Here is a 25,320-nt window from a genome sequence, read left to right as displayed (position 1 = left end):
TGATACTGACACATCCGGCCACCCCTCCTCCCCTACTCTGGACCCGTGACCCAGTCGGACAAGCACCGCGCTGTCGCCCGGCCCCAGGACCTGCGCCGGCGCTCCACGCTGGCCGGGGAGGCCGCTGCCGCCACCGCCGAGGTCGAGCATGCGCTGGCTCTGCCCGTCGATGACCGGGCCGCCGCCTTCTTCGACGTCGACAACACCGTGATGCAGGGTGCGAGCATCTTCCACTTCGCCAAGGGCCTCTACAAGCGCAAGTTCTTCGGCACCCGCGACATCCTCGGGGCCGTCTACAAGCAGGCCTGGTTCCGGCTGGCCGGCGTGGAGGACCCCGAGCACATCGCCGAGGCCCGCGAGTCGGCCCTCAGCTTCATCAAGGGCCACACCGTGGCCGAGCTGGAGGACCTCGGCGACGAGATCTTCGACGAGGCGATGGCCCACCGGATCTGGCCGGGCACCCGCGCGCTGGCCCAGATGCACCTCGACCTCGGCCAGCGAGTCTGGCTGGTGACCGCCGCCCCCATCGAGATCGCCTCGACGATCGCGCGGCGCCTGGGCCTCACCGGCGCCATGGGCACCGTCGCCGAACGCGAGGACGGGGTCTACACCGGCCGCCTGGTGGGCGACCTGCTCCACGGCCCGGCCAAGGCCGAGGCCATCCTGGCGCTGGCCGAGCGTGAGGGCCTCGACCTCGCGCGCTGCGCGGCCTACTCCGACTCCTTCAACGACCTGCCGATGCTGTCGCTGGTGGGCCACCCGGTCGCCATCAACCCCGACTCGGAGCTGCGCGCACACGCCCGGGCCCAGGGCTGGGAGATCCGCGACTACCGGACCGGCCGCAAGGCCGCGCGCCTGGGGCTGCTCGCGGGCGCGGTCGGCGGCGTCGTCGCCGGCGGCGTGGCGGCGGGGATGGCCGCCCGCGACCACGGTCGCCACTGAGCCACGCCAGCGGCACGGCGCTCAGCGGAAGGCTCAGCGGAAGACGGAGTCGCGCTCCAGCAGGAGCGAGAAGAGCGTCTGCTGGATCGACTCGCGCACCTGGTCGGTGAGGTTGAAGACCAGCATCGGGTCCTCTGCCTCGGCCTCGTCGAACTCGTCGGTGCGGATCGGTTCGCCGAACTCCAACAGCCACTTCGACGGCAGCGGCACCAGGCCGAGCGGACCGAGCAGCGGGAAGAACGGCGTGATCGGGATGTAGGGCAGGTTGAGCAGCCGCGCCAGCGACGGCAGGTTGCCGACGATCGGATAGATCTCCTCGGCGCCGACGACGGAGAGCGGCACGATCGGTACGCCCGTGCGCAGCGCCGCGGAGACGAAGCCGCCCCGGCCGAAGCGCTGCAGCTTGTAGCGTTCGGTGAAGGGCTTGCCGATGCCCTTGAAGCCCTCGGGCCAGACGCCGACCAGCTCGCCGCTGGTGAGCATCCGCTCGGCATCGGCCTGGCAGGCCAGGGTGGCTCCGAGGCGCCGGGCCATGCCCGCGACGACGGGAAGGCGGAAGACCAGGTCGGCGCCGAGCGGGCGCAGGAAACGACCGGTCTCGTCGTGCACGGTGCAGATCGTCATCAGGGCGTCGACCGGCACAGTGCCGGAGTGGTTGGAGACCACCAGGGCGCCACCCTCGGCGGGGATGTTCTCAATGCCGCGCACCTCGATGCGGAACCACTTCTCCGCCAACGGACGGAGCATGGCCAGCAGCAGGCGCTCGGTGAGCTCGGCGTCGAAACCGAAGTCGTCGATGGTGAAGTCACCCTCGAGGCGGCGTCGCAGGAACGACATCATCTCGGCGAGGCGTCGTTCCCACTGACCGCCGAGCACCTCCCGGGCGCCCGTCTCGATGGCTCCCACCCAGTCCTGCAGTGGGATCCCCGGCATGGAGCCCCGGTCATGGGTCGTCGTGCTGCTGGTGCCGCCGAGGCTCGCCTGCTCCGAGGCCGCGGCGGGCGCTCCAGCGGCGGGCGACGCAGCCGAGGCAGCGGTCTCCTCGGCAGGTGCTGCCGCGGGCGCTGGGGACTTCTTCGTGGGGGTCTTCTTCGCTGGGGACTTCCGCGGGGAGGGCTGCTGCGCGGACGCCTCGGGCACGGACGCCTGGGGCACGGACGTCTGGGGCGCGGCGGGTTTATTGGCGGCGGACGGCTTGCGCGGCGGCGTGGGCGTACGCCCCTCGGTGCGCTTGCCCGCGAGGCTCCGCGCGGCGGCGGACGGCTTCGCGCGGCCGCTGCCGCGACCGGGGCGGCCGTTCGTGCCGATCGGGATGATGTCTGCCTCAGGCACGGGCTGCTCCCGCCGTCATCGTCTCGCGGTCGAGGCTGTGCGCGAAGTCCTCGAGGGCCTCCGCCGTCGTCCAGTGCGGGGAGAACCCCAGTTCCTCACGCATCCGAGTGGTGTCCACCCCTCGACCGTAGGTGAGGAAGGCCAGCTGTTCACGCGAGAAGTCCGTCAGGCGGGCCGAGCGCAGGGCCGAGGCGAAACGTCCGACGGCGAAGCTCGGCATCGGGACGTTGACCTTGCCGAGGCGCCGGACGACCTGTGAGAGCAGGAGCATGCCGTCGCCGGCGACGTTGAAGGTGCCGCCCACGTCGGTGGTGGCGGCGTGGCGCAGCACGGCGAAGAGGTCGTCCTCGTGCAGCACCTGCAGCCGGGGGTCGTAGCCCAGCACCGTGGGGATGACCGGCATCCGGAAGTAGGAGGTCAGCGGGCTCACCACGTGGGGGCCGATGACGTTGGCGCAGCGCAGCGTCGTGACGCGGACGTCGGGACGGCGGCGGGCGAAGCCGCGGACGTACCCCTCGATCTCGTAGACGTCCTGGGCGTAGCCGGAGCGCGGCACCGACTTCGGACCCATGTCCTCGGTGAACATCGCGGGGTCGCGGCTGCTGGCGCCGTAGACCGTGGTGGTCGACTTCACCACCAGGTGCTTGACGGTCTCGACCTTCTGGCAGGCCGCGAGGAGCTGCATCGTCCCGATGACGTTGAGCTCCTTCATGGCGTTGCGTCCCCCGGACCTGCCGGGAGTCGCGATCACGCTCATGTGGACGACGGTGTCGACCTGCTCGCGGGCGATGACCTTCGCGATGACGGGGTTGCGGATGTCGGCCCGGACGAACTGGACCGAACCGATGTCGCCGCGGGGCGGAACGACGTCCACCCCGATGACGCGGTCAATGGAGGGGTCGGCTGCTGCGTGGCGCGCGAAGCGGCGCCCGATGTCCCGGGAGATCCCGGTGACCAGCACGACCCTCCCCATGGCCGCGAAGTCTTACTTGCCGAGCTTGCGACGCTGCACGCGCGTCTTCTTGAGCAGCTTGCGGTGCTTCTTCTTCGACATGCGCTTGCGGCGCTTCTTGATCACAGATCCCACAGGGACAACCTTTCGCACAGACAACGGACCGCCGATCGAGCCGGAGGACCCGTCGAGCCCTGACAGCCTAACGGCCCGGCGCCCTCCTGCCGAAACTGGTTCCACAGCGGGGCCGGGCCGTGCCGCGACGGGGCCTGTCAGCCGACGTCGAAGAAGCTCTTGCGCAGGTAGTCGTTGACGTCGTCCTCGGTGACCCGGAAGGAGCGGCCGACGCGCACGGCGGGAAGCTCCCCGCTGTGCACCAGGCGGTAGACGGTCATCTTCGAGACGCGCATGACTGCAGCGACCTCGGCGATGGTCAGGAACTTGATGTCCGACATGTCCGACGGATTCACCATGGCACACCGATCTTTCTTCCACCACACGGCTCCAGCTTCCCCACTGGTGCTCAAACGTGTGGCGCGTGTGCCGAGAATAGGACTTCTGTGACTGATGGGGAAGCAGAATCCACAGCAAATCTGTCTCACCACGGCGTGTCGCGTTGATTTGGCCAGATTTGGCCGACGTCCCGAGGGTTGGTGTGGCTCAGGGCAGGGGGTCGAGGCCGTGCAGCGGGAACGCCTCCATGCGGGTGGCGTGCACCGCCCGGTCGAGCCAGGTCTCCGGGTCGTAGCCCATGCCCCAGTCGCGGAACGCGGGGACGCGTCCGTCGGTCATCCGGAACGGCACCTGCTCGTGCGTGCGGGAGGCGACGTACTCCCGCCAGGTCTGCGGCGTCTCGGTCAAGGGCTCGACGGGCTGGCCGGAGAGGATGGCCAGCAGGTGCGTCCAGGCGCGGGGCACGACGGAGGAGACGGAGTAGCCGCCCCCACCGGTCGCGACCCACTTGCCGTCGGTGAGCTCGTGCGCCAGCTCGTGGAGCGTCTCGTACGCGGCGCGCTGGCCGTCGACGCTGAGCATGAGGTGGGTGAGCGGGTCCTCCATGTGGGAGTCGCAGCCGTGCTGGGTGACCAGGACCTGCGGCGCGAACTCGCGCAGCAACGGCGGCACCACCGCGTGGAAGGCGCGCAACCAGCCGGCGTCGGCGGTGCCCGGGGGCAGGGCGACGTTGACGGCGCTGCCCTCCGCGCCCGGACCTCCGGTGTCGGCCGGAAAGCCGGTGCCGGGGAAGAGCATCTGGCCGGTCTCGTGCAGCGAGATGGTGAGCACGCGCGGGTCGTCCCAGAAGACCTTCTCCACGCCGTCACCGTGGTGGGCGTCGATGTCGACGTAGGCGACACGTTCGACTCCCTGGTCGAGCAGCCAGCGGATGCCCACGGCCACGTCGTTGTAGATGCAGAAGCCGCTGGCGCGGTCGGGCATGGCGTGGTGGAGGCCGCCGGAGATGTTGGCGCTGTGCAGCGACTCGCCGCTGTGCACCTGGCGGAACGCCTCCACGGTGGCGCCGACCACGTGGGCGGAGGCGTGGTGCATGTCGGCGAAGGTGGGGTTGTCCTCGGTGCCGAGTCCGTGGGTGAGGTCGATGACTCCCGGGGTGCTGCCGACGCGCTTGACGGCCTCGATGAGCGACTCCGAATGCACCTGGGCGATCAGCTCGAGCTCGGCCATCGGGGCGGGCACGACCTGCAGGCCTCCGTCGAGGAGACCCAGCTCCTCCACGAGCCGCATCGTGAGGTCGACGCGGACGGGGGTCATCGGGTGGTGGGGACCGAAGTCGTACTCGGTCAGGGAACGGTCGAAGACGACCGTCGCCGGTCCCGCGCACTCCACCATGAGCAGGACGCTACTCGCTGGAGGTGCGAAGGATCACACCCGTACCGGGTATTCAGTGCTCCGACATCTGGACCGAACGCTCGTACGCGGCGGTGGTGGCGGCCGCGAAGGCGCCACGGAGGCGGTTGTCTTCGAGCTGGGCGAGGGCGGCGGCTGTGGTGCCGCCCGGCGAGGTGACCTGAGCGCGCAGCAGGGCGGGGTGGGTGCCGGTCTCGTCGAGCATCGTGGCCGCACCGAGCAACGTCTGGACGGTCAGCTCGGTGGCGACGTCGCGCGCGAGGCCCAGGCGTACGCCTGAGTCGATCATCGCCTCGGCGACGAGGAAGACGTAGGCGGGGCCGGAGCCGGAGATCGCGGTGACCGCGTCCATCTGGGACTCCGGGAGGGTCACGACGCGACCGCAGGCGGTGAGCAGCTGCTCGGCCTCGGCGAGCTGGTCGTCGGTGCAGGTGGTGCCGCGGGAGAGCACCGACATGCCCTGCCCGACCAGGGCGGGGGTGTTCGGCATGACGCGGATGACTGCGACGCCCTCGGGCACGTGGCTCTCGAGGGTGGCGAGGGTCAGCCCCGCAGCGAGCGAGACGACGACCTGGCCGGGACGCAGCACGTCAGCGAGGTCGTCGAGCAGGGTGGTGACGTCCTGCGGCTTGACCGCCACGATCACGACGTCGGCGCGAGCGACGGCGGCGTGGTTGTCGACCACGTCGACACCGTGGGTGTCGCGCAGCTCCTGTGCGCGCGCCTCACGCTTCTCACCCACCAGGAGGGAGTCGAGCGGTCGGCCCGCGCCGATCATCCCGGCGAGCACGCTCTCGCCCATCGCGCCGGCACCCAGGATCGCGGTCGTCGTCATGGACGCCATTGTGCCCGCTCGCGCCGACGGTGGGCTGGGGCCGTCACCAATGCTGGGGAAATCCGGCCCCGCCCGGCCCTCGGTGCGGTCCTGAGGGGGGTTATCCACAGGCTCCGGGTGGACACGGACTCGTGGCAGCGGCGGTTTCCCTACGCTCCCGGGCAGCCTCTCGGGAAAGGAAGCCCCTTGTCTTCACGTACGTCCGTGCCCACTGCCTCCCTCGCCGCCCTGCTGGCGGGTGGCGCGCTCCTGCTCACCGGTTGCGGTGCGACCTCCGGCCAGGCCGAGCCCGCCGCTGCTCCGGAGGAGAGCTGGTCCCAGGTTCGGGGCGCGGGCGCCAACCACGCGTACCTCTACCGCGCCGTCCCGCAGTGCCTCCCCGGCACGGGTGAGCAGCCCGAGTGCCGCCCACATCCCTGCCCGGAGCCTGACGGCGGATTCCACTACTCGGTGCAGAGCGCCCTCCACGAGGCGGACCCACGAGAGTGGACCCACCTCGGCTACGTGTGCTCCACCGACGAGCGGCCAACCCAGCAGCTGCCGGTGCAGGAGCTGAAGATCGCCGTCGCCGACCTGACCCGACCCATCCCACCCGGCCGCTGAACCGGAGGACCCCATGAACAGCTCCCGCACCTTCACCGCTCTCCTCGTGCTCGGCGCCCTCCTGCTCACCGGCTGCTCGCAGGAGGAGCCCGAACCGAAGTTCGCCGACGAGCCGAGCGCCTCGCCAACACCGGAAGCGAAGGAGACCGCCAAGGAGTTCATTCGCCGGTGGAACGACGAGCTGACTGCCATGCAGAAGGGGGACACACGGGAGTACCGGGAGATCGCAGGTGCCTGCGAACCCTGCATGTCAGCGGCCGACAAGGTCGATGAGTACTACGCGGCAGGTGGCTACGTCGCGACCGAGGGACGCACCCTGGTTGAAATCGAGAAGCAACAAAACCACGGCAGGAACAGGGCCACATACAGAATCGTGGTGGACAGCGCCCCCACCGAGTACCAGACCAAAGCGAACGGGCCGATCGAGTCGTTCACAGGGGGGCGCGTGACGTACGGGGTCCTGATTCAGAACTCCAAGGAGTCGTGGCAGATTCTCGATACTTGGCAGATCCCCTCGTGACGCGTTGGCTGGCTATATGTCTCACGATCTTGAGCCTGAGCCTCTCAATGGCAGCCCCGGCGAAGGCCTCGGAGGAGGACTGCGGAGACAGCACGGATCTCACGCACACCCAAACAGAGTGCCGGAGGACGGCTGACGAGGTGCGTCAGCTGTACAGAGAGGGCCCCGCATCGGGCTTCATGTACCGGCTGGAACAGCAATTCCATCTGGATCCGGACAGCGACGACGAATACCGACCCGTCGCTTGCTACGACCCGCCCGACACCTTCTCATTCGAGATCTTCCGCGCCAGCACCACCGTGACACCTCCGGCATGGGAGTACATCGGCACCGTCTGCCTCGGGAGCGCCGACGAAGTCACACAACAAGTCACCACCGAGGACGTGCAACGCGAGTTCCGCCGAATCACCTGGCCGGCAGCCACCCTTCACATCCAGCCTGCAGACGGCGAGACCCTCGTCAACCTCCCCACCGTCTTCCACGCCGACAACGACGATCCCCACACCCAGACCGTCACCCTGCTCGGACAGACCGTCGTCATCGAAGCCACCCCCATCCAATGGACCTGGCACTGGGCCCAACCCAACGACGGCGCACCACCCGCCGACCTCACCCCCCACACCACCACCCACCCCGGCGCACCCCACCCACGCGCCACCATCACCCACGCCTACCGCACCAGCGGAACCACCCGACATCCCAGCGTCGACGTCACCTACCAAGGCCGATACCGGCTCAACAACGGCGCGTGGCAAGACATCCCCGACACCCACACCGTCCCCGGAACCCCCGACCAACCCCTGGACGTCCTCGAAGCCCGACCCGCCCTCGTCCCCTAAACGCAGGCAGCCCGCAGTGAGCGCTTTGTCGACAAAGCGCTCACTGCGGGCTCGGAGAGGGGTGTTCTACGAGGTTTCGCGAGGAGGTGGGCGACCCACCTCCACCGTCCGACCGCCGGTGACGAGGAAGCTCTCACCGTGGGGGCCGATCCAGAGGTGTTCGGGTGGCCGGGTGGGTCTGGTGCTGGGTGGATCAGCGGCGGGGTCGCCGAACGGGTCGGGTAATGCTTCGTAGCGCCAGCGTCCGTGGGTCTTGACCCGGTGGTGTCGCCGGCAGAGCGGGGCGAGGTTGTCCGGCCGGGTGCCCGAGGTCTCGTGCGGATCATCTGGGTCGCCGGGACGGTCGGGGTCCCAGGGTTCGACGTGGTCGAGGTCGCCCGACCGCGCGTCGCGGCCGCAGTAGGGGAACACGCAGCCCCGGTGCCGCAGCACCACCTGGTCGCGCATCCGCGGCGGCGGGTCGTGCCGCGGACTCCACTGCGCATCAGCGAGGTCGAGGACCGGGGTGACGGTGACCCGGGTCCGGTCGAGCCAGGACTTCAACAGCTCCGAGGTGATCGCCCCGAGGCGCTCGACCTCCGCGACCCTCGTGTCGTCCGAGGTGTCGCCGTCACCACCGGCCAGGGTGACGAGGTCAGCAAGCGAGGCGTGGACGTACAACTTCAGGGCCTGCTTCGTGGCCGACGAGGTTGGCTTCGCCGTCGCTGCGTCCTCGGCGGCGAACCCGAACGCCAACTGGCCTGCACCCTCGCGCGCCAGCGACACGAGTGCCTTCACCCGGCGTGCCCCGACCGGGTCCTCATCACCCGCACCCGCGAGGGCGTCGGCATCGGCGTTGACCCGCCCCATCACCTCACCCAACGCCACCGTGTCACCAGTTGCCTGCAGTTGCGAGGTGCCGGCCCACCGCCGCGGCTGAGTGAGCGTCACGTCCCACCGGGTCCGCTCAGCGGCCTCCCGCTCCTTCTGCGCCTGCGGGTCGACCCGCGCCACCGCCAGGTCGATCAACCTGTCCAACGCCGCCGCACCGATCGACGGTGCCGCACCGATCAGCTGACCGTCCACCCACGCCGCCGCCACCAACGGCAGGTCACGGGTGGCCTTCGCGATCTTCCGTGCCTTCCACACCGGCAGCACCAACGCCCGGACCTGGTCCCACGTCCGGGGAAGGCGGTGCACCAGGTCCAGGGTGTCCGCGAGCATCGCCTGCGCGGCGTGCGGCGAGATCCCCAACGCGCCCGCCAACGGCTCCGCAGTGAACGCCGCCACCCCCGGTGCACCCTGCCCGGCCGGGAACTCGTCGCGCGACAACACCTCTGCGTCACCCAGCGCCGGGTGCGCGAGCGCCCACGCGTACACCCCCTCGAGCTCCTCGACCTGCGCCGCAGCCACCACGACGTGGCGCATCCGCAGCTCATCGAGCAGAGCAGCCGGGGTGGTGAGGTCCTCGTCCATGGGTCAACTCAACCGGAGGCCACCGACAACTTTGTTGGCCGTGGGGACCGTCCCCCAAGCGCCGTCAGCCGACGGGGCTCAGGCCTGCCCGAGGTGCCGCCGCGCGAACTCCAACGACTCCTTCAGGTCGGCGACCCGCTCCTCCTTGCTGTTGCAGCGCCGCGTGTTGATCTCCAGCACCACCGCTCCGTCGAAGCCGGTGTCGACGATGTGCTTGAGGAAGGCGTCGGCGCCCATCGAGCCGCGTCCGGGCACCAGGTGCTCGTCCTTGCCGCTGCCGGTGCCGTCGGTGAGGTGCACGTGCTGGAGGCGCGACCCCATCCGGTCGGCCATCTCGATCACGTCGTCTCCGGCGATGGCCGCGTGGGAGATGTCGATGGTGGTGTGCGCGAAGCTGCCCGAGGACGGGTCCCAGTGCGGCAGGTACATCCCGGCGGCCGTCACGCCCCGCTTGCCTGCGGTTGCCCGCCACGGATACATGTTCTCGACGGCGAAGTGCAGGCCGGTCGACTCCTCGAGGTCGGCGATGCCCTCCTCGAACCGCGCCGCGTAGTCCTTCTGCCAGCGGAAGGGCGGGTGCACCACCACGGTCGGTGCTCCGAGGGCGTGCGCCAGCGCGGCGGAGCGGTGGAGCTTGCCCCACGGCTCGGTGCCCCAGACCCGCTGCGTCCACAGCAGGCATGGGGCGTGCACGGCGCAGACCGGCATCTCGTGGTGGTCGGAGAGCTGCTTGAGGGCGGCGGTCTGCTGGGCGACGCCGTCCATGCCGACCATGACCTCGACGGCGTCGTAGCCGACCGAGGAGGCGTAGGCGAAGCCCGCCGCCGTCGACTCGGGATAGATCGAAACGGTCGAGAGACCGACAGTGATGGCCATCGTCCGCCCCTCAGTCCAGCACCGAGAGCTGGTCGAACCGCTCGAGGATCACGCCCTCGCGCAACGCCCACGGGCAGATCTCCAGCTCCGGGAGGTTGAAGATGTCCATGACCGCCTCCGCGACGAGCGCTCCCGGCACCATCTGGTGGGCCCGGCTCGGGGAGACCCCCGGCAGGTCGGCCATCTTCTCCGGCGGCGTCGCCATCAGCGTCGGCAGCCAGGCCTGCAGGTCGTCGAGACGCAGCACCCGGGGCACGAGGTGACCTTCAGACGAGGGAGCGGCCCCGCAGATCCGGGCAAGTGAGCGGAAGGTCTTCGAGGTCGCCGCCGCGCGGTGCGGGGGCCCGGGGCGCAGCAGGTTGCCGGCGTCGCGGGCGATCTCCGCCCGGATCGTGCGCCGCAGCTCGCGCATCGTCACCTCGTCGGGCGCCTCGCGGAACCACTCGCGCGCCAGTCGCGCCGCGCCCAGCGGGATGGACCACGCCACGTCGGGCGCCTCGTCGGCTCCCCCGGCGATCTCGAGCGAGCCACCACCGATGTCGAAGACCGCCAGCCGCCCGGCCGACCAGCCGAACCAGCGGCGTACGGCCAGGAAGGTCAGGCGCGCCTCGTCCTCCCCCGACAGCACCTCGATGCGCGTGCCCGTCTTGGCCGCCACCTCGTCGAGCACCTCGTCGGTGTTGTCGGCCTCGCGCACCGCCGAGGTCGCGAAGGCCAGCATCTCCTCGCACCCCTTCTCCTCCGCGACCTCCATGGCCGCGGCGGTGAAGTCGGTCAACGCCTCGATGCCGGCGCGCGACAAGGACCCGCCATCGTCGAGGTGCTCGGCGAGCCGGAGCGGTTCCTTGTAGGAGAAGGCGGGCAGCGGAGCGGCACCTCCGTGCGCATCCACCACGAGGAGATGACCGGTGTTGGAACCGATGTCGAGGACTCCGAGCCGCATGGATGCCAACCTACCTGCCGCCACCGACCGCCCGAGGCCGCTCGGCAGAACCTAGGATGAGGTGGTGGCAGAGGTCGACCTGGTGTTCCCGCGGGCATTCGTCGAGTTCGTCGACCCCGCCGACGGCGAGCAGGTCTTCCGCTGCGACCTCACGTGGCTCACCTCCGCGTGGACCTGCATCTTCGGCCAGGGCTGCCCCGGCATCTACGACACCTCCCCCGACGTCGGCTGCTGCACCCTGGGCGCGCACTTCTCCGACGCCGACGACGAGGCCCGGGTGGCCGGCTTCGTCGCCCGCCTCACGCCGGCGCACTGGCAGCAGCACCCCGGCCGCGAGGTCACCGACGCCGACTGGATCGAGCGGGACGACGACGGCGAGCGCAAGACCCGCGTCACCGAGGTCGACGGGCAGCGGGCCTGTGTCTTCGCCAACCGACCGGGCTTCGGCGGCGGTGAGGGCTGCGCCCTGCACGGACTCGCCCTCGACATCGGCTTGGAGCCGCTCGAGACGAAGCCGGACGTCTGCTGGCAGCTGCCGATCCGCCGCACCTACCGCACCGTCGAGCGCCCCGACGACACCTCCTACCTGGAGATCTCGATCGAGGAGTACGACCGTCGCGGCTGGGGCCCGGGCGGCCACGACCTCGACTGGTACTGCTCGGGCAACACCGACGCGCACGTCGCCCCCGACCCGGTCTACGTCTCGTACGCTCCCGAGCTCACCGAGCTCATGGGCCAGCAGGCGTACGCCGCACTCGTCGCCCACTGCGAGGCGCACCTGCGCTCCCGGTCGGCGTTGGCGATCCACCCGGCCTCGCGGCACGCCTGACACGCTCGGACCGGTCGCGGCGTCCCACCGGCACCGGGTCCGTCGGTCACGGGGTCCCCAGAATGCTCGATGTCAAGAGACTCCGACCCCGGGAGTCCGGAGGGTCACGGGGGACGCAACAATCGACGGCATGAGGCTCGACCACCTTTCCTACGCCGCAGGCCCCGAGGGCCTGGCCGGGACGGCTGCACGGCTGGGCAAGCTGCTCGGCGCCACCTTCGTGAGCGGCGGCGTGCACCCGCGCTTCGGCACCCGCAACATGACCCTGGCGCTGGCCGGGGACACCTACCTGGAGGTCGTCGAGGTCCTCGACCACCCCGCCTCCGACAAGGCTCCCTTCGGCCAAGCCGTGCGCGCCCGCTCCGAGCTGGGTGGCGGATGGCTCGGCTGGGTGGTCAAGGTCAGCGACATCTCCGTCGCGGAGCAGCGCCTCGGCCGGCAGGCCGTCCAGGGCAACCGGCACCTGCCCGACGGCACCGAGCTGCGCTGGAAGCAGATCGGCGTCCACGGCCTCATCTCCGACCCGCAGCTGCCCTTCTACGTGCAGTGGGAGACGCCCAAGGAGCTCCACCCCAGCGCGGGCGCGGACGGTCGGACCGCCCTCTCGGCGATCGAGATCGCCGGCGACCCCCAGCGCGTCAGCGAGTGGCTGGGCGAGCCCGTCGAGCGTCCCCTCGAGGACGTCAAGGTCGAGTGGGTCGCCCCCAGCGGCATCCCCGGCATCATGGCGGCGGTCTTCCACACCCGCAACGGGATGGTCCGGATCTGACCTCCTGGCGCGCCCGGGCGCCCGAGGGCGTGCGACCGAGCCCCAACATCTGGCACCACACCGCGACCTACGAGGTCGAGAACCGGGCCGTCGACCCCGACGGCCACCTCGAGCAGGCGATGCGCGAGACCACGTCGTGGCGGAGTCGCACGGTGCTCGACCTCGGCTGCGGATCCGGCTTCCACCTGCCCTTCTTCGCCACCGAGGCCGCCCAGGTCATCGGTGTCGAGCCTCATCCTCCGCTGGTGCAGCTGGCCCGTCGCCGCACCCGCTCGCTGCCCCACGTGAGCGTGCTGCCGGGCACCGCCCAGCAGGTGCCGTTGCCGGACGCCTCCGTCGACGTCGTGCACGCCCGGTGGGCCTACTTCTTCGGTCCGGGCTGCGAGCCCGGCCTGGCCGAGCTCGACCGCGTGGTGCGCCGCGGCGGCACCGCGATGGTCATCGACAACGACGCCACCCGCTCGACCTTCGGCGCCTGGTTCCGTCGGGGCTACCCGATGGTGGATCCGGCCGAGGTCGAACGCTTCTGGTCGTCGCACGGCTGGCAGCGACGGAGCGTCGACATGGGTTGGCGCTTCGAGACCCACGCCGACCTCGAGGCAGTGGTGCGCATCGAGTTCGACCCCACCACCGCCGAGGCGGTGCTGGCCGAGCACCGGGAGCGTCACGGCGACTCCGAGGCGGGGTTGCGCGTGGACTACGCCGTCAACCTGTGGTCGCGGGAGTACTGAGCCCGGTGGGCAGCGCACACCGCGCCGCGGTGACGAAGCTGTCGGCCCCCTCCCCTACCGTGCTCGCATGAGCAAGTCGACGCGGGTCCGCACCACCTACCGGTGTTCCGAGTGTGGGTGGGAGACCGCCAAGTGGGTGGGCCGCTGCGGCGAGTGCCAGGCCTGGGGGTCGGTGGCCGAGGCGGCCAGCGGCGCACCGACCGGCCGCACGGCCCCGTCGGCCGTCACCAGTCCGGCGGTGCCCATCGGCCAGGTGCCGGTGGAGGACTCGACGTTCCGCTCCAGCGGCGTGCCCGAGCTCGACCGGGTGCTCGGCGGTGGCCTCGTCCCGGGTGCGGCGATCCTGCTCGCCGGCGAGCCGGGCGTGGGCAAGTCGACGCTGCTGCTCGAGGTCGCGGCCCAGACCGCCCGCGCCCGCCACCGCACCCTGTACGTGACCGGCGAGGAGTCCGCGTCGCAGGTGCGGTTGCGCGCCGACCGCACCCACGCGATCCACGACGAGCTCTACCTCGCCGCCGAGACCGACCTCGGGGCGGTGCTCACCCACGTCGAGCAGGTGCGACCCACCCTGCTGGTCATCGACTCGGTGCAGACGATCGGCGCCTCGGGCGTCGAGGGCGTGCCGGGCGGAGTCACCCAGGTGCGCGAGGTGGCCGCCGCCCTGGTGCGGATGGCCAAGACCCGCAACATCACCACCGTCCTGGTCGGCCACGTCACGAAGGACGGGTCGATCGCCGGGCCCCGCGTGCTGGAGCACCTCGTCGACGTGGTCCTGAACTTCGAGGGCGACCGCAACTCCCGCTTCCGCATGGTGCGGGCGATGAAGAACCGGTTCGGTCCGGTCGACGAGGTCGGGTGCTTCGACCTCTCCTCCGAGGGCATCACTGCGGTCACCGACCCGACCGGCCTCTTCGTGGAGCACCACTCCACCCAGGTGCCCGGCACGTGCGTCGCAGTCACGATGGAAGGGCGTCGCCCGTTGCTGGCCGAGGTGCAGGCGCTGGTCACCCCCACCGCCAGCGAGCGACCTCGGCGCACGACCTCGGGCATCGACTCCTCCCGGCTCTCCATGGTGCTGGCCGTGCTGCAGCAGCACTGTGGCATCCGGCTGCACCAGCACGACGTCTTCGTCTCCACCGTGGGTGGCGCCAAGCTGGTCGACCCGGCCAGCGACCTGGCGATCGCCGTGGCCGTGGCCGGGGCCTGCTTCGACGTCGCCGCCCCGACCGGCGTGGTGGCGATGGGAGAGATCGGCCTGGCCGGCGAGCTGCGTCGGGTGCGCGACCTGCCGCAACGCCTCGGCGAGGCAGCCCGGCTCGGCTTCCGGGTGGCCGTCGTGCCTAGCGAGCGCGGCCCAAAGAAGGCTCGCCCACCCGAGGCGTGGACGGTCGACTCCATGCGAGTCCTCGACGTCACGGACGTCGCCTCCGCCCTGCGCCTGCTGCGCCTGACCCGCGACGGCTGAGGGTTGACGCGTCAGCAGTCACTGGCGTACGCGCGCGCGTGCCGTCGGCCGCTACACTGACGCAGGTCGTGGGCGCGGGACGCCCCGGCCTCACCACTACGGAGGGCCACGTTGGTCAACATCGAGCGCAGCGACGAGAACCTGCGCCTGCGGGCCACGCTCGAAGCCATTGCCCCCGGCACCACCCTGCGTGACGGTCTCGAACGCATCCTGCGCGGTCGCACCGGCGCCCTGATCGTGCTCGGCCACGACAAGCTCGTCGACTCGATCTGCACCGGCGGCTTCACCCTGGACGTGCCGTTCACCGCCACCGGCCTGCGCGAGCTGGCCAAGATGGACGGCGGCATCATCCTCGACAAGGACGTCAGCCGCATCCACCGCGCGGCCGTGCACCTGATGCCCGACCACACGATCCACTCCGACGAGACCGGCACCCGGCACCGCACCGCCGACCGCGTCGCGCGCCAGACCGGCTTCCCGGTCATCTCGGTGTCGCAGTCGATGCAGATCATCGCGGTCTACGTCGGCGAGACCCGCCACGTGCTGGAGGACTCCGGCCAGATCCTCTCGCGCGCCAACCAGGCGCTCGCCACCCTGGAGCGCTACAAGCTGCGCCTCGACGAGGTCTCCTCAACGCTGTCGGCCCTGGAGATCGAAGACCTGGTGACGGTGCGCGACGTGGCCGTGGTGGCCCAGCGCCTGGAGATGGTGAGCCGGATCTCCGCGGAGATCGAGGACTACGTGCTCGAGCTCGGCACCGACGGCCGGCTGCTCTCACTGCAGCTGGAGGAGCTCGTCACCGGCGTCGACGCCGACCGCGAGCTCGTCATCCGTGACTACCTGCCGGCCGGCAAGAAGGCGAAGGAGCCGGCCGAGGTGCTGCTCGCCCTCGGGGAGCTCTCCGCCACCGAGCTCGTCGACCCGGCAGCCGTGGCGAAGGCACTCGGCCTGACCACCGGTGACCACCTCGACGGGGCCGTCGCCCCGCGCGGGTTCCGCCTGCTGGCGAAGGTGCCGCGTCTGCCGGCCACCGTCGTGGAGCGCCTGGTCGAGCACTTCGGCGGGCTCCAGCAGCTGCTCTCCGCGGGCATCGACGACCTCCAGACCGTCGAGGGTGTGGGTGAGCTGCGGGCCCGCTCGGTGCGCGAGGGACTCTCCCGGCTCGCGGAGTCGAGCATCCTCGAGCGCTACGTCTGAAACAGGACGACGGCGGGTCGACCTCGGTCCAGGTCGGGCTCAGCCAAGGTCGCCCTCAGTCGAGGTCGGGCTCGACCGCCCCTGACGGCTTCGGCGTGCCCTGCGGCGCGGGCTTCGGGCTGGACGTCTTCTTCTTGCTCTTCTTGCCGGGCTTCGGGTCGACCGTGCGGGTCACGGTCACCGGCGAGGGCCGGTTGAGCTGGAACTGCACCGACGTGGGCTCGCCGGCGTAGGCGGCGGCGTTGACGTGGTACCAGCCGGCGCGCGCCCAGTCGGTCAGGTTGGAGCACTCCTCGTCGGAGCGGCGTCCGCTCCACACCATCTCGACCTCGGCGTCGTGGTCGCGGTAGACGGTGAGCTCCTGGGTGGGCAACGCCGCGGGGCAGTGGCGGCTGTGCCAGATCTGGTCGGGTGCCTCACGCGTGCCGGAGTCGATCTTGACGGTGACGCTGCGCGGCGAGACCTGCCACGTGCAGGCCTCGGTGGTGGTCGTGCGCAGCACCAGCGTGATCGGCACCTTCACCGACGTACGCTGCTCGGGCACCACCGGGGTCACGAGGACCTCGTCGTTGGCGCACACGCCGGTCGGCTCGGGCAGGGGCGGCGGCGTCCGCTTCGCCTTCTTGCGCTTGCCCTTGGGCTTGGCCTTGCCGTCAGCGGCGGTCTCGGGCCCGCCCACGCCCTCGGTCGCACCGGGCTCGGTCGGAGCCTCCGCGCTCACCGTGGTGACCTGGCCCCGGTCGTCGGACTTCGCGTCGCTGCCCGAGGTGAGCAGGCGTGCGGTGCCGAAGACGACGACGAAGACGACCGACAGCACGACCAGGCGGCGGAACCAGTAGACCCGGGACGGCAACGGACCCTTGGGGGAGGTCAGCGCGGACATGCCCCGAGGCTAACCACCACGCGGCGCCGGAAGGTGGAGGCGCACCGGCGGGCCGTGGCCCGTGCACGGCCCGCGGCTAGCATCGGGCCCGATGAGTGACCTGCACGCCCCTGTCCTCGACTGGTATGCCGAGCACCGTCGGGACCTGCCGTGGCGCGGCGCCGGCGCGAGCCCCTGGTCGGTCATGGTCAGCGAGTTCATGCTGCAGCAGACGCCGGTGGCCCGCGTGCTGGCACCGCACGCCGCCTGGTTGGCCCGCTGGCCCACGCCGGCCGACCTGGCTGCTGCCCCCACGGGCGAGGCGGTCCGGATGTGGGGGCGCCTGGGATATCCGCGCCGCGCCCTGCGGCTGCACGCCGCGGCCACCGCCGTCGTCGAGCGCCACGGCGGCGAGGTGCCCGACGCGTACGCCGACCTCCTGGCCCTGCCCGGCGTCGGCGACTACACCGCCTCCGCCATCGCCAGCTTCGCCTTCGGCCGGCGTCACGTCGTGCTCGACACCAACGTGCGCCGCGTCTTCGCGCGCGCGGTGGGTGGCGTCGAGTTCCCGACCACCGCCCCGACGAAGGCCGAGCGCGAGCTCGCCACCGAGCTGCTGCCGCCCGACGACGCCACGGCTGCCACCTGGGCCGTCGCCACGATGGAGCTGGGCGCCCTCGTCTGCACGGCCCGGTCGCCGGAGTGTGGCGCCTGCCCGATCGCCGACCGGTGCGCCTGGCTGCGGGCGGGGCGACCCGCGTACGACGGTCCCCCGCGCCGCGGTCAGGCCTGGCAGGGCACCGACCGCCAGTGCCGCGGACGCATCATGGCCGTGCTGCGTGACGCCGAGGGACCGGTGCACGCCGCCGACGTCGTGGCCGCGTGGCCCGAGAGCACCCAACGCGAGCGCTGCCTGGAGTCGCTGGTCGCCGACGGACTCGTGGCGCGCGTCGGGGACGAGTCGTACGCCCTGCCCTCCTGACACGGCCGACGGCCCGGCCCCCTCGCGGGGACCGGGCCGTCGGACGGCGTACGCCGTGGGGCGCCGTGGTCAGTTGTCGCGCGGCACGTCGACCGGGCCGGCGCTGTCGTCCGGGCCCTCCGAGGCCGGAGCAGCCGGACCGTCGACCTCGATGGTCTCCAGCGGCGGCATGTCCGGCACCTGGGAGTTGGCCTGACCCTTGAACGTGAAGGTCGCACCGGGGCCGGAGCCCTCCGCGTCGACCAGCACGATCTGGCCGGGGCCGACCTCGCCGTAGAGCATCTTCTCGGCCAGCACGTCCTCGATCTCGCGCTGCACCGTGCGGCGCAACGGGCGAGCACCCAGGACCGGGTCGTAACCCCGCTCGGCGAGCAGCTGCTTGGCCGCCTCGGTGACCTCGATGGTCATGTCGCGGTCGCGCAGACGCTTGTCGACCGACGCGATCATGTTGTCGACCATCGCGACGATCTGCTCCTGCGTCAGCGGCGGGAAGACGATGATCTCGTCGACACGGTTGAGGAACTCGGGGCGGAAGTGCTGCTTGAGCTCCTCCGAGACCTTGCTCTTCATCCGGTCGTAGGTGCTCTTCGTGTCGTTGGCGTTGCCGAAGCCCAGGCTCATGCCCTTGGCGATGTCACGCGAGCCGAGGTTCGTCGTCATGATGATGACGGTGTTCTTGAAGTCGACGACGCGACCCTGCGAGTCCGTCAGGCGGCCCTCCTCCAGGATCTGGAGGAGCGAGTTGAAGATGTCGGGGTGGGCCTTCTCGACCTCGTCGAAGAGGACCACCGAGAACGGCTTGCGGCGCACCTTCTCCGTCAGCTGGCCACCCTCCTCGTAACCCACGTAGCCGGGGGGCGAGCCGAAGAGGCGCGAGACCGTGTGCTTCTCGGCGAACTCGCTCATGTCGAGCTGGATGAGCGCGTCCTCGTCGCCGAAGAGGAACTCGGCCAGCGTCTTCGACAGCCACGTCTTGCCGACGCCCGAGGGGCCGGCGAAGATGAACGAACCGCCGGGACGCTTCGGGTCCTTCAGGCCGGCGCGGGTGCGGCGGATGGCCCGCGAGATCGCCTTGACGGCGTCCTCCTGGCCGATGACCCGCTTGTGGAGCTCGTCCTCCATCTTGAGCAGACGGGTGGACTCCTCCTCCGACAGCTTCACGATCGGGATGCCGGTCGCGACGGCGAGCACCTCGGCGATGATCTCCTCGTCGACCTCGGCGATCTCGTCGAGGTCGGAGGAACGCCACTGCTTCTCACGCTCGGACTTGGCGTTGATCAGCTGCTTCTCCTCGTCGCGCAGGCGCGCGGCGGCCTCGAAGTCCTGACCGTCGATCGCGGCCTCCTTGCGCTGGCGCACGTCGGCGATCTTGTCGTCGTACTCCCGCAGGTCGGCCGGGGCGGTCATCCGGCGGATGCGCAGGCGCGAACCGGCCTCGTCGATCAGGTCGATCGCCTTGTCGGGCAGGAAGCGGTCGGAGATGTAGCGGTCGGCCAGCGTCGCGGCCGAGACCAGCGCCTCGTCGGTGATGGTCACGCGGTGGTGCGCCTCGTAGCGGTCGCGCAGGCCCTTGAGCATCTCGATGGTGTGCGCGATCGACGGCTCGGCGACCTGGATCGGCTGGAAGCGGCGCTCGAGCGCGGCGTCCTTCTCGAGGTGCTTGCGGTACTCGTCGAGCGTGGTGGCACCGATGGTCTGCAGCTCGCCACGGGCCAGCATCGGCTTGAGGATGCTGGCGGCGTCGATGGCGCCCTCGGCGGCACCCGCACCCACGAGGGTGTGGATCTCGTCGATGAAGAGCACGATGTCGCCGCGCGTCTTGATCTCCTTGAGCACCTTCTTGAGGCGCTCCTCGAAGTCACCGCGGTAGCGCGAGCCCGCGACCAGCGCGCCGAGGTCGAGCGTGTAGATCTGCTTGTCGCGCAGCGTCTCGGGCACGTTGCCCTTGACGATGTCCTGCGCGAGACCCTCGACGACGGTCGTCTTGCCGACGCCGGGCTCACCGATGAGGACGGGGTTGTTCTTCGTGCGGCGCGAGAGGATCTGCATGACCCGCTCGATCTCCTGCTCACGACCGATGACCGGGTCGAGCTTGCCTTCGCGGGCGGCCTGGGTGAGGTTGCGACCGAACTGGTCGAGCACCAGCGACGACTGCGGCGTCTCGCCCTGGGAGGAGCTGGCACCGGTGGTGGCGCCGGCGGTCTCCTTGCCCTGGAAGCCGGAGAGCAGCTGGATGACCTGCTGGCGCACCCGGTTGAGGTCGGCGCCGAGCTTCTGCAGCACCTGGGCGGCGACGCCCTCGCCCTCACGGATCAGGCCGAGCAGGATGTGCTCGGTGCCGATGTAGGAGTGGCCGAGCTGCAGCGCCTCGCGCAGGGACAGCTCGAGCACCTTCTTGGCCCGCGGGGTGAAGGGGATGTGGCCGGAGGGAGCCTGCTGGCCCTGGCCGATGATCTCCTCGACCTGCGCGCGAACCGCCTCCAGCGAGATGTCGAGGGACTCCAGCGCCTTCGCGGCCACGCCCTCACCCTCGTGGATGAGGCCGAGCAGGATGTGCTCCGTGCCGATGTAGTTGTGCGAGAGCATGCGGGCCTCTTCCTGGGCCAGCACCACCACTCGTCGGGCTCGGTCGGTGAACCGCTCGAACATCTGCGCTCCTAACGTCGTGTGCCCCCGCTGCCCAACACTCAAGGACAGTGGCGGGGACACTGGGCTCAACGCCCTGCACCAGCCTACGTGTTCCCGCCCACCACTCCAGAGCCTCCGCTCACAGCGAACAGGTGGCGGCGCTCAACGGCGCGGGCGGAGCACCAGTCGCACGCTCACCGGCCGGGCGGCGCGCAGGTAGGCAGTGCCCACGTGGCGGACCCGGACGACGCTGCGCCCGGGACGCGCACCGGGCAGCTTGACGGTGATCCGACCCCGCGGGCCCACCGCCCGCGTGGCGGTCCGGCCACCGACGCTGACCCGTACGCGTCCCTGCGGCGCCACGGCCACACCCGCACCCTGCGCGGGCGCGGTGCGCAGGCGTACGCGCAGGGTCACGCGCCGACCGGCGACACCATGCACGACGCGGGGCGTCATCAGGTGGGCGCGGTCGCGCTCGACGCGGTGGGCACGCGAGAGCACCTCACCGGCCGGGGCCCCGGGCACGAGGAGCCGCTCGATCACCGCGATCTCGCGGCCCACGTCGCGGGGGCGCACCCGGTAGGTGGCTCCGGTGGCCCCGGGCACCGCATAGCCGTCGCGCAGCCACTGGCGCTCGAGGCGGCCCCCGGCGCCACCGGTCCAGGTCGCGGGCGTGGCGCGCAGCAGGAGGCCACGGACCCGGTGGCGCTGACGGACGAGGGTGGGCGCGTCGACCGCGACCGGGGCGGCCACGGGCTCCTCCGGCGCGGGCGGCACGCTCAGGTCGGTCAGCACCAGGGAGCCGGCCACCACGTGGACGGCGGCGTCACCGTCGGCGGACAGGTCGAAGCCGGCCTCGGCGTCGACCCACTCGGCGACGGTGCGTGTTGTCCCGGTGGAGACCTCGCCGACCAGCAGGGCGTGGCCACCGGCGCGGGCGTGGGCGTAGAGCACGTCGCCGTCGACGCTCACCCTGGGGCTCGACGCCTCGCCGGGCAGCTGGTTGCTCTCGGTGGTCGGAAGCGGGGGCACCCGGCTCCAGCCACCGTCCGGCCGGAGGGCGACCTCGACCCGGGCGTCCGCGCCGCTGCCGGCGGTGAAGGCGATGCGGGTGCCCGCGTGGTCGATGGTCGGCGACCCGAAGTCGACTCCCTCGAGGCCGGAGGAGACCAGGGCGACGACGAACCCCTCGTCGACACGCTCGGCCACCACGACGTCGGAGCCCGGCGCCGAACCGGCGCCCCAGTGGGGCTTGGCCACGACGTCGGTGGCCCGGGTGGTGAAGGCGACGTGCTGGCCGTCGCCGCTCACCTGGGGCTGGTGCGAGCCGGCGTTGCCACCCTCCCACTCAGCGGTGCCGGAGACGAGGCGGGTCGTGTCGGTGAGCAGGTCGCTGAGCCACACCTGGGAGTGGGTCGGCGCGTCGTCGGGCCGCAGCGTCCACGCGATCCAGCGCCCGTCGTCACTGATCGACGGCTCGGCGACCTCGCCCTCGATGACGGCCCCGCGTCGGGTCTGCACCTGCTCGGTCTCACCGGTGGCGGTGTCGTGCCGGTAGAGCCTGCTCACTCCGTCGACCTCGCCCACGAAGGCGACCCATCGGCCGTCGGAGGAGATCGCGGGGTCTGAGGCCGCGAGTCCGCTCACGCCGGCGGGCCCGGGCACGTGGCTGCTCGGGCCTTGCGAGGTGGACCCGGAGAAGGCGGAGGCGGACGCCGGCGAGTCGGTCGCGCTCGACGCCGAGGCGGGCAGGCCGACCGAGGTGGCGGCGACCAGCACGACGGCGGTCAGCCAGGGGCCACGACGCATGGGTTCTCTTCCGGCTGCAGGAACGGGGTGCGCCGACGGTTCGGCCGCCCCGCCAGCATCCCCGGGCAGCCACGACGCCCACGACCCCCATATTGGGGTTCTTGTGACGCGTGGGAGTGACGCAGGCACGAGACGAGCGGCAATGACGAGGGGCCCGACGCCTGCGCGTCGGGCCCCTCTTGGAGATCAGGTCAGTGAGCGGCTTCGTAGGCCGCGATCACGCTGGCGGGCACCCGGCCACGCTCGGAGACCTCGTGACCGTTGGCCCGCGCCCACTCGCGCACGGCCTTGGTGTCGACGCCACTGCCCCCACCGGAGGAGCGGCGCGAACCGCCCCCAGCCCCGCCGCGGCGGGCGTTGGAGACCTTGCGGGCGTGGCCCACGTAGAGCGCCAGGGCATCGCGCAGCTTGCTGGCGTTGTCGTCGCTCAGGTCGATCTCGTAGGTGGTGTTGTCGAGGCCGAAGGTGATCGTCTCGTCAGCAGGGCTGCCGTCGATGTCGTCGACAAGAATGATGTTGACCTTCTGCGCCATTGAATTCCTCTGTCATTCGAAAGGGGGGATTGTCCTCTCGCGAGGGTACGCCCTCGAGACCATTCAAGGAAATGCCTTGAGAATCCTTGTGAATTGTCCCCGACTTTTGAGCGACCTCCTTTCCCACGCGATCAGCCGCTCGAATGGAGTTCCGCCCTCCACGAATTGCAGACGGTGCGCAGAAACGCCGGTCAGCGCCCGACGGCGAGGGACTTCTCGACCGTCCCGCCGCCGAGCACGAACCGCGTGCCGAGGTGGCGCACCTTCAGCACCCGCACACCCGCTGCGAGTCCGGGCATCCGCACCGAGACTCGACCGTCGCGGTCCACCCGGACCGTACGCACGTGGCCGGCGACGCTGAGCCGCAGGCGGCCCTGGGGACGGTTGCCCTCGTAGTGCCGCACGCCGACGCGCACCCGGAAGGGCTTGCCGGCACGCAGTCGACGCGGGGCACGGACCACGACCTGGGTGGCCGACCGCTCGGCCGCGAAGGCCGCGGACTGCACCCGACTCACGGGCAGGCCGGGCACCGCCAGGCTCTCGCGGACCCTGACCGATGCGCCCATGTCGGCGCGGGTCAGCACGTAGGTGCGTCGGGTCGCCCCGCGGATGACCTTGCCGTTGCGCAACCACTGGTAGGTCACGCGCTTGCCGAGGACGGGCTCCCACCTACCGGGCCGGACCCTCAACTCGTAGCCTCGGGCCGCGACCGCGCGGCGTGTTCTGTGAACCCACGGGTCGCTGTCGCGGCTGAGCGCCTCGGTCGAGGTGGTCGGCACGGGGCCGAGGTCCGCGGTCCACAGACGGGCAACCGAGGGGCTCATGTCCGGGGAAGCCGTGCCGACGAAGGCCACGTGACCGGCATCGGCGCTGAGGACCACGGGGGACCAGCTCAGCTCGCCGCCGGTCGACGGCACCGGCACCACTCGGGTCTGGCCGAGCTCGAGGTCGCGGACATAGACGTGCTTGGCGCGGTCAGTGAAGAGGACGTGACGACCGTCCGCGCTCAGGTGCGGGGTGCCGAGCGCGCCATGGGCGCTGGGCAACTCCACCCCGGCTGGGACGATCTCACCGGTCGCCAGATCGTGGACCGCGATCCCGGTGATCGACCAGTTCTTGGTCTGTGCGGTGTGCCGGTTGAAGGCCACCCTGCTGCCGTCACCGCTGATCGAGACCGCGTAGACCTGACCGGCCATGCCGTCGAGCGGCACCGAGACCCGTCGGACACGGCCCGTGGTGCGGTCCCGGACCCAGGCCTGGGGCACCGCGTCGGCCCTGCGCGCCGTGCGCAGGAAGGCGACGTGCTGGCCGTCGGAACTGACCGACGGACCCCCGGCGTTGCGGGACGTGCTGGCGGACGCAGCACGTCCGGAGACGACCTCGACGCCCCCAGTCACCAGGTCCTTGGCGACGACGTCGCTGCCCTTGCCGGCAGTGCCCGCCACCAGGTCGGTGGCGCGAGTCCGGAAGGCGACGACCTGCCCGTCGGCGCTGATGGCCGGCTGGTCGGACCGGGCGTTGCCCGGGGCCCCGTCGGACCTGGCCGAGAGGAGTTGGGTGGCGCCCGCCCCACGCTCGTGCAGCCAGACCTGGGACGGGCGTCCGGCAGTGAAGACGATGCGTGAAGCGTCAGCACTCATCGCCACCTCCCGGAAGGTCCCGCCCAGCGGCTCCCCGTCCACCGTGGTCGCGAGTCGTACGGTCTCCCCGGTCGTGCGGTCGTGCAGGTGGAGGCCGTTCGCCGATCCCGAGCGTCCGGCGAAGGCGACGTACCGACCGTCGGCGCTGAGCGCCGGGTCGACGATCGCGGACCATTCCTCCCCGGCGGGCGGGGGCACTTCCACGGGCGGGGGCACTTCCACGGGCGTGGTGCGAGCGGACGGCGAGGCTCCCGCCGTCGCCGTTGCCGTGGTCCCGGCCGCCAGAACGCCCGCCATCACACCTGCGAGGAGGATCTGTGCCCTCCGTCTACTGCTTTGTGCCCGCAACTTCGTCTCCCCCGTCACTCGAGCGACTCTCCGCCCGATCTGCGCGCCTCAGTATGGCGGGGTCGACCACGCCTCACAAGGGGCCAAACGGCGCTGTCAGCAGTTGCGCTCGAAGACGAGTCGCAACCCCTGCAGCGTCAACCACGGCTCGTGGTCGGTGAAGCACTCGACCTCGTCGAGCAGCAGGGGCGCCAGGTGACCGGTCGCCACCACACGCACCTCGTCACGGGTGCACCCCGAGCTCCGCCACCATCCGGGCGACCAGTCCGTCGACCTGCGCGGCGACGCCGAAGACCATGCCCGACTGCAGCGCCTCCACGGTGTTGCGGGCGATGGCCTGGCGGGGCCGCATCAGCTCTACCTT

At 71.1% G+C, this 25,320-nt stretch carries 25 protein-coding genes; 10 read left to right on the top strand and 15 right to left on the bottom strand.

Annotation, left to right across the window (positions count from 1 at the left end):
* Nucleotides 1-45 precede the first annotated feature (45 nt).
* On the top strand, nucleotides 46-942 hold the full coding sequence (locus tag IEQ44_RS12830; RefSeq protein WP_193638867.1) for an HAD family hydrolase: 897 nt from the start codon (nucleotides 46-48) through the stop codon (nucleotides 940-942).
* Between the two features lie 33 nt (nucleotides 943-975).
* Here IEQ44_RS12830 and IEQ44_RS17965 read toward each other — a convergent pair whose 3' ends face one another.
* The 6 genes from IEQ44_RS17965 to proC form a co-directional block, all read right to left on the bottom strand.
* Complete coding sequence (locus IEQ44_RS17965; protein WP_319804663.1) at nucleotides 976-2,274, bottom strand: 1-acyl-sn-glycerol-3-phosphate acyltransferase; 1,299 nt, start codon at nucleotides 2,272-2,274, stop codon at nucleotides 976-978.
* Nucleotides 2,267-3,247 carry an NAD-dependent epimerase/dehydratase family protein gene (locus IEQ44_RS12820; protein WP_193638866.1) on the bottom strand — a complete coding sequence of 327 codons (981 nt, stop codon included), beginning with the start codon at nucleotides 3,245-3,247 and terminating at the stop codon, nucleotides 2,267-2,269. The genes IEQ44_RS17965 and IEQ44_RS12820 overlap by 8 nt, the downstream gene beginning before the upstream one ends.
* Nucleotides 3,248-3,259: 12 nt before the next feature.
* Nucleotides 3,260-3,361 (bottom strand): 30S ribosomal protein bS22, encoded by a 102-nt coding sequence (locus IEQ44_RS12815; RefSeq protein WP_110241215.1) that lies wholly within the window; start codon nucleotides 3,359-3,361, stop codon nucleotides 3,260-3,262.
* Between the two features lie 137 nt (nucleotides 3,362-3,498).
* The gene (locus IEQ44_RS12810) at nucleotides 3,499-3,699 is read right to left on the bottom strand and encodes a helix-turn-helix domain-containing protein (protein WP_193638865.1); all 201 of its coding nucleotides are present in this window, start codon (nucleotides 3,697-3,699) and stop codon (nucleotides 3,499-3,501) included.
* A 187-nt stretch (nucleotides 3,700-3,886) separates the two neighbouring features.
* Nucleotides 3,887-5,074 carry an acetoin utilization protein AcuC gene (locus tag IEQ44_RS12805; protein ID WP_193638864.1) on the bottom strand — a complete coding sequence of 396 codons (1,188 nt, stop codon included), beginning with the start codon at nucleotides 5,072-5,074 and terminating at the stop codon, nucleotides 3,887-3,889.
* A 52-nt stretch (nucleotides 5,075-5,126) separates the two neighbouring features.
* Nucleotides 5,127-5,927 (bottom strand): pyrroline-5-carboxylate reductase, encoded by an 801-nt coding sequence (gene proC / locus IEQ44_RS12800; RefSeq protein WP_193638863.1) that lies wholly within the window; start codon nucleotides 5,925-5,927, stop codon nucleotides 5,127-5,129.
* Nucleotides 5,928-6,113: 186 nt separating this feature from the next.
* Between proC and IEQ44_RS12795 the strand changes: the two genes are divergently transcribed.
* The 3 genes from IEQ44_RS12795 to IEQ44_RS12785 all read left to right on the top strand — a co-directional run bounded on the left by IEQ44_RS12795 (nucleotide 6,114) and on the right by IEQ44_RS12785 (nucleotide 7,889).
* On the top strand, nucleotides 6,114-6,530 hold the full coding sequence (locus IEQ44_RS12795) for a hypothetical protein (RefSeq protein WP_193638862.1): 417 nt from the start codon (nucleotides 6,114-6,116) through the stop codon (nucleotides 6,528-6,530).
* Between the two features lie 13 nt (nucleotides 6,531-6,543).
* Nucleotides 6,544-7,050, top strand: a complete 507-nt coding sequence (locus IEQ44_RS12790; protein WP_193638861.1) for a hypothetical protein — start codon at nucleotides 6,544-6,546, stop codon at nucleotides 7,048-7,050.
* Between the two features lie 179 nt (nucleotides 7,051-7,229).
* Nucleotides 7,230-7,889 carry a hypothetical protein gene (locus IEQ44_RS12785; RefSeq protein ID WP_193638860.1) on the top strand — a complete coding sequence of 220 codons (660 nt, stop codon included), beginning with the start codon at nucleotides 7,230-7,232 and terminating at the stop codon, nucleotides 7,887-7,889.
* A 66-nt stretch (nucleotides 7,890-7,955) separates the two neighbouring features.
* On the opposite strand, the gene IEQ44_RS12780 is transcribed toward IEQ44_RS12785, so the two are convergent.
* The 3 genes from IEQ44_RS12780 to IEQ44_RS12770 all read right to left on the bottom strand — a co-directional run bounded on the left by IEQ44_RS12780 (nucleotide 7,956) and on the right by IEQ44_RS12770 (nucleotide 11,163).
* Nucleotides 7,956-9,344 carry an HNH endonuclease gene (locus tag IEQ44_RS12780; protein ID WP_193638859.1) on the bottom strand — a complete coding sequence of 463 codons (1,389 nt, stop codon included), beginning with the start codon at nucleotides 9,342-9,344 and terminating at the stop codon, nucleotides 7,956-7,958.
* Between the two features lie 78 nt (nucleotides 9,345-9,422).
* Entirely contained in the window at nucleotides 9,423-10,220 is a 798-nt protein-coding gene (locus IEQ44_RS12775; protein ID WP_193638858.1) for a sugar phosphate isomerase/epimerase family protein, read from the bottom strand.
* 10 nt (nucleotides 10,221-10,230) lie between these two features.
* A complete protein-coding gene (locus IEQ44_RS12770; protein ID WP_193638857.1) occupies nucleotides 10,231-11,163 on the bottom strand; it encodes a Ppx/GppA family phosphatase in 933 nt (310 codons plus the stop codon).
* A gap of 64 nt (nucleotides 11,164-11,227) precedes the next feature.
* Here IEQ44_RS12770 and IEQ44_RS12765 point away from each other — a divergent pair, with 64 nt between their 5' ends.
* The 5 genes from IEQ44_RS12765 (at nucleotide 11,228) to disA (ending at nucleotide 16,154) form a co-directional block, all read left to right on the top strand.
* Nucleotides 11,228-11,992 (top strand): DUF3109 family protein, encoded by a 765-nt coding sequence (locus IEQ44_RS12765; protein WP_193638856.1) that lies wholly within the window; start codon nucleotides 11,228-11,230, stop codon nucleotides 11,990-11,992.
* A gap of 130 nt (nucleotides 11,993-12,122) precedes the next feature.
* Nucleotides 12,123-12,761 carry a VOC family protein gene (locus IEQ44_RS12760; RefSeq protein WP_193638855.1) on the top strand — a complete coding sequence of 213 codons (639 nt, stop codon included), beginning with the start codon at nucleotides 12,123-12,125 and terminating at the stop codon, nucleotides 12,759-12,761.
* 29 nt (nucleotides 12,762-12,790) lie between these two features.
* Nucleotides 12,791-13,492: a class I SAM-dependent methyltransferase gene (locus IEQ44_RS12755; protein WP_319804662.1), complete on the top strand. Its 702-nt coding sequence runs from the start codon at nucleotides 12,791-12,793 to the stop codon at nucleotides 13,490-13,492.
* Nucleotides 13,493-13,559: 67 nt separating this feature from the next.
* Nucleotides 13,560-14,957 (top strand): DNA repair protein RadA, encoded by a 1,398-nt coding sequence (gene radA, locus IEQ44_RS12750; protein WP_193638854.1) that lies wholly within the window; start codon nucleotides 13,560-13,562, stop codon nucleotides 14,955-14,957.
* 111 nt (nucleotides 14,958-15,068) lie between these two features.
* Complete coding sequence (gene disA, locus IEQ44_RS12745) at nucleotides 15,069-16,154, top strand: DNA integrity scanning diadenylate cyclase DisA (RefSeq protein WP_193638853.1); 1,086 nt, start codon at nucleotides 15,069-15,071, stop codon at nucleotides 16,152-16,154.
* A 55-nt stretch (nucleotides 16,155-16,209) separates the two neighbouring features.
* Here disA and IEQ44_RS12740 read toward each other — a convergent pair whose 3' ends face one another.
* Nucleotides 16,210-17,037, bottom strand: coding sequence for a hypothetical protein (locus tag IEQ44_RS12740; protein ID WP_193638852.1), 828 nt, complete (start codon nucleotides 17,035-17,037; stop codon nucleotides 16,210-16,212).
* A 91-nt stretch (nucleotides 17,038-17,128) separates the two neighbouring features.
* Here IEQ44_RS12740 and IEQ44_RS12735 point away from each other — a divergent pair, with 91 nt between their 5' ends.
* Nucleotides 17,129-17,998: an iron-sulfur binding domain-containing protein gene (locus tag IEQ44_RS12735; protein WP_193638851.1), complete on the top strand. Its 870-nt coding sequence runs from the start codon at nucleotides 17,129-17,131 to the stop codon at nucleotides 17,996-17,998.
* A 69-nt stretch (nucleotides 17,999-18,067) separates the two neighbouring features.
* Here IEQ44_RS12735 and IEQ44_RS12730 read toward each other — a convergent pair whose 3' ends face one another.
* From IEQ44_RS12730 to IEQ44_RS17020, 5 genes are all read right to left on the bottom strand, one after another.
* A complete protein-coding gene (locus IEQ44_RS12730; protein ID WP_193638850.1) occupies nucleotides 18,068-20,647 on the bottom strand; it encodes an ATP-dependent Clp protease ATP-binding subunit in 2,580 nt (859 codons plus the stop codon).
* 141 nt (nucleotides 20,648-20,788) lie between these two features.
* Entirely contained in the window at nucleotides 20,789-22,435 is a 1,647-nt protein-coding gene (locus IEQ44_RS12725) for a TolB-like translocation protein (RefSeq protein WP_193638849.1), read from the bottom strand.
* A gap of 191 nt (nucleotides 22,436-22,626) precedes the next feature.
* The gene (locus tag IEQ44_RS12720) at nucleotides 22,627-22,968 is read right to left on the bottom strand and encodes a histone-like nucleoid-structuring protein Lsr2 (protein ID WP_193638848.1); all 342 of its coding nucleotides are present in this window, start codon (nucleotides 22,966-22,968) and stop codon (nucleotides 22,627-22,629) included.
* 191 nt (nucleotides 22,969-23,159) lie between these two features.
* Complete coding sequence (locus IEQ44_RS12715) at nucleotides 23,160-24,905, bottom strand: TolB-like translocation protein (protein WP_193638847.1); 1,746 nt, start codon at nucleotides 24,903-24,905, stop codon at nucleotides 23,160-23,162.
* Between the two features lie 274 nt (nucleotides 24,906-25,179).
* Complete coding sequence (locus IEQ44_RS17020) at nucleotides 25,180-25,308, bottom strand: type III pantothenate kinase (protein WP_227487431.1); 129 nt, start codon at nucleotides 25,306-25,308, stop codon at nucleotides 25,180-25,182.
* Nucleotides 25,309-25,320: the final 12 nt, after the last annotated feature.

The organism is Nocardioides malaquae, from assembly GCF_015070385.1.
Taxonomy (GTDB): domain Bacteria; phylum Actinomycetota; class Actinomycetes; order Propionibacteriales; family Nocardioidaceae; genus Nocardioides; species Nocardioides malaquae.
Note: the sequence above shows the minus strand (reverse complement) of the source record. Positions and strands in the feature narration are given on the sequence as shown.

Bases quoted from the DNA above. Each gene is read 5' to 3' on its own strand.
- IEQ44_RS12820 (WP_193638866.1), bottom strand. From the start codon at position 3,247: ATGGGGAGGGTCGTGCTGGTCACCGGGATCTCCCGGGACATCGGGCGC.
- IEQ44_RS12810 (WP_193638865.1), bottom strand. From the start codon at position 3,699: ATGGTGAATCCGTCGGACATGTCGGACATCAAGTTCCTGACCATCGCC.
- IEQ44_RS12805 (WP_193638864.1), bottom strand. From the start codon at position 5,074: ATGGTGGAGTGCGCGGGACCGGCGACGGTCGTCTTCGACCGTTCCCTG.
- proC (WP_193638863.1), bottom strand. From the start codon at position 5,927: ATGACGACGACCGCGATCCTGGGTGCCGGCGCGATGGGCGAGAGCGTG.
- IEQ44_RS12790 (WP_193638861.1), top strand. From the start codon at position 6,544: ATGAACAGCTCCCGCACCTTCACCGCTCTCCTCGTGCTCGGCGCCCTC.
- IEQ44_RS12785 (WP_193638860.1), top strand. From the start codon at position 7,230: ATGTACCGGCTGGAACAGCAATTCCATCTGGATCCGGACAGCGACGAC.
- IEQ44_RS12780 (WP_193638859.1), bottom strand. From the start codon at position 9,344: ATGGACGAGGACCTCACCACCCCGGCTGCTCTGCTCGATGAGCTGCGG.
- IEQ44_RS12775 (WP_193638858.1), bottom strand. From the start codon at position 10,220: ATGGCCATCACTGTCGGTCTCTCGACCGTTTCGATCTATCCCGAGTCG.
- IEQ44_RS12770 (WP_193638857.1), bottom strand. From the start codon at position 11,163: ATGCGGCTCGGAGTCCTCGACATCGGTTCCAACACCGGTCATCTCCTC.
- IEQ44_RS12760 (WP_193638855.1), top strand. From the start codon at position 12,123: ATGAGGCTCGACCACCTTTCCTACGCCGCAGGCCCCGAGGGCCTGGCC.
- radA (WP_193638854.1), top strand. From the start codon at position 13,560: ATGAGCAAGTCGACGCGGGTCCGCACCACCTACCGGTGTTCCGAGTGT.
- IEQ44_RS12740 (WP_193638852.1), bottom strand. From the start codon at position 17,037: ATGTCCGCGCTGACCTCCCCCAAGGGTCCGTTGCCGTCCCGGGTCTAC.
- IEQ44_RS12735 (WP_193638851.1), top strand. From the start codon at position 17,129: ATGAGTGACCTGCACGCCCCTGTCCTCGACTGGTATGCCGAGCACCGT.
- IEQ44_RS12730 (WP_193638850.1), bottom strand. From the start codon at position 20,647: ATGTTCGAGCGGTTCACCGACCGAGCCCGACGAGTGGTGGTGCTGGCC.
- IEQ44_RS12725 (WP_193638849.1), bottom strand. From the start codon at position 22,435: ATGCGTCGTGGCCCCTGGCTGACCGCCGTCGTGCTGGTCGCCGCCACC.
- IEQ44_RS12720 (WP_193638848.1), bottom strand. From the start codon at position 22,968: ATGGCGCAGAAGGTCAACATCATTCTTGTCGACGACATCGACGGCAGC.
- IEQ44_RS12715 (WP_193638847.1), bottom strand. From the start codon at position 24,905: ATGGCGGGCGTTCTGGCGGCCGGGACCACGGCAACGGCGACGGCGGGA.
- IEQ44_RS17020 (WP_227487431.1), bottom strand. From the start codon at position 25,308: ATGCGGCCCCGCCAGGCCATCGCCCGCAACACCGTGGAGGCGCTGCAG.